The sequence below is a fragment of the Streptomyces sp. NPDC050161 genome (assembly GCF_044460025.1).
Classification (GTDB): domain Bacteria; phylum Actinomycetota; class Actinomycetes; order Streptomycetales; family Streptomycetaceae; genus Streptomyces.
Map to the genome: position 1 here is coordinate 21,241 of NZ_JBITJM010000042.1, position 6,103 is coordinate 27,343.

Here is a 6,103-nt window from a genome sequence, read left to right on the forward strand (position 1 = left end):
TGGGCTCGGTAGCATCAAGCACCGGCCCGGCCGCCCAACTGGTGGCGCGCCACCGCCGGTCGACGCTGCCGGAGGTGCCCATGAGCGCAGAGGCCACTAACCCAGGTAACCCTGGAGCGGCGAGCCGCAAGCGCGGCCGTGCGCGACTGGAGCTGCACGGACTGCGCCGCATCGGCCGCGCCGCGCTGCTGGGCACGGCCCCGCGCGACGGTCTCCCCGACGCCCTGGAACACGTCGCCAAGGTGCACCGCGGCCACCATCCGGACGCCGACCTCGCCATCCTCAGCAAGGCGTATGTCCTCGCCGAGTCCTCGCACCGCGGCCAGATGCGCAAGAGCGGCGAGCCGTACATCACGCACCCGCTCGCCGTCACCCTCATCCTGGCCGAACTGGGCGCCGAAACCACGACGTTGACCGCGTCCCTGCTCCACGACACCGTCGAGGACACGGATGTGACGCTCGATCAGGTCCGGGCGGCGTTCGGCGACGAGGTCTGCTTTCTCGTCGACGGCGTGACCAAACTGGAGAAGGTCGACTACGGCGCGGCGGCCGAGCCGGAGACCTTCCGCAAGATGCTGGTCGCCACCGGCAACGACGTCCGCGTGATGTCCATCAAGCTCGCCGACCGGCTGCACAACATGCGCACCCTCGGGGTGATGCGCCCCGAGAAGCAGGCCAGGATCGCCAAGGTCACCCGCGACGTGCTGATCCCGCTCGCCGAACGCCTCGGCGTCCAGGCGCTCAAGACCGAGCTCGAGGACCTGGTCTTCGCGATCCTGCGCCCCGATGACTACGCCGTCACCCGCCGCCTGGTCGCGGAGTGCGCGCAGCGGCCCGACCCGCTCGCCGCGCTCGCCGCCCGGGTGCGCACCACCCTCGCCGAGGCCGGCATCGACGCCGAAGTGCTCGTGCGGCCACGGCACTTCGTCTCCGCGCACCGCGTCCGGCTGAGCCGCGGCGAGCTGACCGGCGCGGATCTCGGCCGGCTGCTCGTCCTGGTCGCCGAGGACGCCGACTGCTACGCGGTGCTGGGCGAGCTGCACACCTGCTTCACACCAGTGATCTCCGAGTTCAAGGACTTCATCGCGGCCCCCAAGTTCAACCTCTACCAGTCGCTGCACACCGCGGTGGCGGGCGAGACGGGCGAGATCGCCGAGACCCTGATCCGCACCCACCAGATGCACCGCGTCGCCGAGGCCGGGGTGATCGCCCTGGGGAACCCGTACACCCCCACCGACGGCGCCGAGACCCCCGACGGCGAGCGCGCCGACCCGACCCGCCCCGGGTGGCTCTCCCGGCTGCTGGAGTGGCAGAGCGCCACCCCCGACCCCGACACCTTCTGGACCTCGCTGCGCGCCGACCTCGCCCAGGACCGGGAGATCACGGTCTTCTGCGCCGGCGACCCGGCCGCGGGTCCTGGCGGCGCCATCGGGCTGCCCGCCGGGGCGAGTTGTGTGGACGCCGCGTACGCGCTGCACGGCGAGGCGGCGCACTGCTGCATCGGCGCCCGGGTCAACGGCCGGCTCGCGACGCTCTCCACGGTCCTGCGCGACGGCGACAGCCTGCACCTGCTGATGGCCCCTGACTCCGCCGCCGGCCCCTCGCCCGAGTGGCTGGAACACGCCCGCACCCCCGCGGCCCGGCTCGCCATCTCCCGGTGGCTGGCGGAGCGTCCGGGCGACGCCGCCGCCGTCCCGGGGGAGGCCGACGGCGGCGGCCCGGAAGAGGGGCAGCAGCCGCCCGGCACCTGCCAGGAGGACGACGGGCCCACCGGCCGGTCCCGCCCCGCCGTCCCGCCGCCCGCCGCCGCGGACATCACGGCCCGGACCGCGCCACCGGCGACGACAGCCGGGGAGCACACCGACCCCACGGACTTCTCCGACCCCACGGACCTCTCCGACCCCATGGGCCTCTCCGGCCCCACGGACCGGCCCGGCTCCGACGACCGCGCGGGCCTGCTGCCGCCCGGCCCGTCCCCCGACCCGCTGTCCGGACCCGCGTCCGTCCTCGCGGTGGCCGACCTGCCGGGCGCCGCCGTCCGGCTCGCCGGCTGCTGTACGCCGGTGCCGCCCGACTCCGTCACCGGGTTCGCGGTGCGCGGCGGCAACGTCACCGTGCACCGGGCGCTGTGCCCCGCGGTCGCCCGGATGGCAGCCATGGGCCGGCAGACCGTCGACGTGAGCTGGCGGGGCGCGGGACACACCGGCCACGGCTGCCGGGTCACCCTGCTCGCCGAGGCGTTCAGCCGCCCGCACCTCCTGGCCGACCTCACCGAAGTCATCGCCGTCCAGGGCGCCGCCGTGGTCTCCGCCGCCGTGGAACCGCCGCACGAGCAGCGGGTCCGCCACACCTACACGCTCCACCTGCCCGACGCCGCCGAACTGCCCTCCCTGATGCGCGCGATGCGCCAGGTCCCCGGTGTCTTCGACGTCCTCCGTGCGGGCCGCGCCGCCCCGGCGGCCGTCGGGCGCCCTTAGGGCGCTTCTGACGGATCTCCGCGGCGTCGCGGCGTCTGGCCCGCACCCGGAGAAACGTCACCGCGGTGGCCGCCGGAGCGTCGCGCCACCGAACGGACGCCCGGCGATCCGGCCGCGCATACGGGCCGCAGGCCGCCGCCCCGCCCGTTCGGGTGCCGTGCTGCCGCGCCGTCCCCCGGGCAGTCGGCCGCGCTGATAGCGGTAGCCCATGCCGCATTCCTCGCGCCGCGCGTCCGGCGAAGTCCACCACCCCGCCCGCCGCCCGTCCCGGGCCGCCCGCCGCACCCTCGCCCTCGCGCTGGCCGCCGCCGCGGCGATCGGCGCCGCGGCACCCGCAGCCCCCGGGGCACGCGGTATCGGCGACCGGCTCTTCCCCACGCTCGGCAACCCCGGCTACGACGTCACGTCCTACGACGTCTCGCTCGACTACCCGGGCCGCAACGACCGGCCGCTGACCGCCGTCACCGAGATCACCGCACGCGTCACCACCGAGCTGGAGCGCGTCAACCTCGACTTCGCCCGCGGCACCGTCGGCTCCGTCACCGTCGACGGCCTGCCCGCCCGGCACGCGCAGCACGGCGAGGACCTGGTGGTCACCCCGGCCTACCACCTCGTGCCTGGCCAGCCGGTGCGCATCGTCGTCCGGCACACCAGCGACCCGCGCGGCACCGGCGACGGCGGCTGGATCCGGACCACCGACGGGCTGGCGATGGCCAACCAGGCCGACGCCGCCCACCGCGTCTTCCCCTGCAACGACCACCCATCGGACAAGGCGTTCTTCACGTTCCACATCACCGCGCCCCGGAAGCTGACGGTCGTCGCCAACGGCCTGCCCGCCGGGCGCGGCGACCACGGACCGCGCCGCACCTGGACGTACCGCACCGCCCACCCCATGGCGACCGAGCTGGCGCAGGTCTCCATCGGGACGTCCGCCGTGCTCGTCCGCCGCGGGCCGCACGGCATGCCCGTCCGCGACGTGGTGCCCGCGGCCGACCGCAAGGCACTCGCCCCCTGGCTCGCCAGGACACCGGCCCAGATCGCCTGGATGGAACGGAAGGTCGGCCGCTACCCGTTCCCGCTGTACGGGGTGCTGATCGCCGACGCGCGGACCGGATTCGAGCTGGAGACACAGACCCTCTCGCTCTTCGAGAAGGACCTGTTCACCTCCGGGCGGCTGCCCGCCTGGTACGTCGAGTCGGTGATGGTGCACGAGCTGTCCCACCAGTGGTTCGGCGACAGCGTCAGCCCGCACCGCTGGTCCGACCTCTGGCTCAACGAAGCCCACGCCACCTGGTACGAGGCGCTCTACGCCCAGGAGAAGGGCGGCATGAAGCGGGCCTCCCTGGAGACCCGGATGCACCGCGCGTACCAGCTGTCCGACGGCTGGCGCGCCGACGGCGGACCGCCCGCCGCGCCGAAGCCCCCCGTCCCGGGCAAGAAGATCAGCATCTTCCGGCCGGTCGTCTACGACGGCAGCGCCCTGGTCCTGTACGCGCTGCGCCAGAGGATCGGCCCGGTGGCCTTCGACCGCCTGGAGCGCAGCTGGGTGGCCAGGCACCGCGACGGCGCCGCCCGCACCGCCGACTTCGTCGCCCTGGCATCGGAGCTCTCCGGGCAGGACCAGTCCGGCTTCCTGCACGCCTGGCTGTACGGCAGGAAGACGCCGCCGATGCCGGGCCACCCGGAGTGGACGTCCGGGCGCGCCAAGTGAGCGACGGCGTCGTGCGTCCCGGGGCCGGTGGCCCGCGGCGGCCGTCCGTACGGTCCGTGCGGCCGTTCCGCGGGACGGGGCGCCGCCGTCCGTGGCCACCGGGCCCGTCCGCCGGGGAAACGCCGGGAAACCCGCGTGACGGCCTCCACCGGCCGTGCGACCATCATCGGGTCGACTCCGGCGGCCGGGGAATCTCCCGCGCACGCCGGACGTTGTCATCACCGACAGTCCCAGCGGGGCCGGCCGGCCTCCCCGAGGACTTACCGACGACACAAAGGATCAAATGACCTCCTCTTCTTCCCTTCCGCAGGACCGACAGAGCCTCCCCGAGAGCCTTCGGGCCGACGCCCTGATGGAAGAGGACGTCGCCTGGAGCCACGAGATCGACGGGGAGCGTGACGGCGACCAGTACGACCGATCGGCGCGCGCCGCGCTGCGCCGCGTCGCAGGTCTGTCCACCGAGCTGGAGGACGTCACCGAGGTCGAGTACCGCCAGCTCCGCCTGGAGCGCGTGGTGCTCATCGGCGTCTGGACCTCGGGGACGGTGCACGACGCGGAGAACTCCCTCGCCGAGCTGGCCGCCCTCGCCGAAACGGCGGGCGCCATGGTGCTCGACGGCGTCATCCAGCGCCGCGACAAGCCGGACCCGGCCACGTACATCGGCTCGGGCAAGGCGCTGGAGCTGCGCGACATCGTGCTCGAATCCGGCGCCGACACCGTGGTGTGCGACGGCGAGCTGTCCCCGGGCCAGCTGATCCACCTGGAGGACGTCGTCAAGGTCAAGGTGGTCGATCGGACCGCCCTGATCCTCGACATCTTCGCCCAGCACGCCAAGTCCCGTGAGGGCAAGGCGCAGGTCTCCCTGGCGCAGATGCAGTACATGCTGCCCAGGCTGCGCGGCTGGGGCCAGTCGCTGTCCCGTCAGATGGGCGGCGGCGGATCCAGCAGCAGCGGCGGTGGCATGGCCACCCGTGGCCCCGGTGAGACCAAGATCGAGACGGACCGGCGGCGGATCCGCGAGAAGATGGCGAAGATGCGCCGGGAAATCGCGGAGATGAAGACCGGCCGGGACATCAAGCGCCAGGAACGCCGGCGCAACAAGGTCCCCTCGGTCGCCATCGCCGGCTACACCAACGCCGGCAAGTCCTCCCTGCTCAACCGCCTCACCGGCGCCGGAGTGCTGGTGGAGAACGCCCTGTTCGCCACCCTGGACCCGACCGTCCGGCGGGCCGAGACGCCCAGCGGGCGGCTCTACACCCTCGCCGACACCGTCGGATTCGTCCGGCACCTGCCGCACCACCTCGTCGAGGCGTTCCGCTCCACGATGGAGGAGGTCGGCGACTCCGACCTCATCCTGCACGTCGTCGACGGCTCGCACCCGGTGCCGGAGGAGCAGCTGGCCGCCGTGCGCGAGGTGATCCGCGACGTCGGCGCGTCGGACGTGCCCGAGATCGTGGTCGTCAACAAGGCGGACGCCGCCGATCCGCTGGTGCTGCAGCGCCTGCTGCGCCAGGAGAAGCACGCCCTCGTGGTCTCGGCCCGCACCGGCCAGGGCATGACGGAGCTGCTGGACCTGCTGGACGAGGAACTGCCGCGCCCCGAGGTCGAGATCGAGGCGCTGGTGCCCTACACCCAGGGCGCCCTGGTCTCGCGGGCGCACGCCGAGGGCGAGGTCATCTCCGAGGAGCACACCGCGGACGGCACGGTCCTCAAGGCGCGGGTCCATCAGGAACTCGCCGCCGAATTCCAGCCGTTCGTCCCGGCCGCGTAACGCCGGGCGCTTACGGCGCCGTACGACACGAAGGCCCGCACCCGGTCTCCTTCTGTTCTAGTGGTTGTCGCAACACCCCAGTTCAGGGGATGCGATGGACTTCAAGATCCGGGAGATCCGGACGGCCCAGGGGCCGAAGAAGCT

3 protein-coding genes are annotated in these 6,103 nt (G+C 73.5%); all 3 read left to right on the plus strand.

Annotated features, from left to right (window positions below; translation table 11 throughout):
- Positions 1-80 precede the first annotated feature (80 nt).
- The 3 genes from ACIBK8_RS35080 to hflX all read left to right on the plus strand — a co-directional run bounded on the left by ACIBK8_RS35080 (position 81) and on the right by hflX (position 5,959).
- Positions 81-2,477 carry a RelA/SpoT family protein gene (locus ACIBK8_RS35080; RefSeq protein WP_399046668.1) on the plus strand — a complete coding sequence of 799 codons (2,397 nt, stop codon included), beginning with the start codon at positions 81-83 and terminating at the stop codon, positions 2,475-2,477.
- A 208-nt stretch (positions 2,478-2,685) separates the two neighbouring features.
- Positions 2,686-4,188: a M1 family metallopeptidase gene (locus tag ACIBK8_RS35085; RefSeq protein ID WP_399046670.1), complete on the plus strand. Its 1,503-nt coding sequence runs from the start codon at positions 2,686-2,688 to the stop codon at positions 4,186-4,188.
- A 283-nt stretch (positions 4,189-4,471) separates the two neighbouring features.
- Positions 4,472-5,959, plus strand: coding sequence for a GTPase HflX (hflX, locus tag ACIBK8_RS35090; protein WP_399046672.1), 1,488 nt, complete (start codon positions 4,472-4,474; stop codon positions 5,957-5,959).
- The last annotated feature ends 144 nt before the right edge of the window (positions 5,960-6,103 follow it).

Excerpts from the sequence above, each read along its gene's own strand:
- hflX (WP_399046672.1), top strand. The coding sequence starts at position 4,472 with ATGACCTCCTCTTCTTCCCTTCCGCAGGACCGACAGAGCCTCCCCGAG.
- ACIBK8_RS35080 (WP_399046668.1), top strand. The coding sequence starts at position 81 with ATGAGCGCAGAGGCCACTAACCCAGGTAACCCTGGAGCGGCGAGCCGC.
- ACIBK8_RS35085 (WP_399046670.1), top strand. The coding sequence starts at position 2,686 with ATGCCGCATTCCTCGCGCCGCGCGTCCGGCGAAGTCCACCACCCCGCC.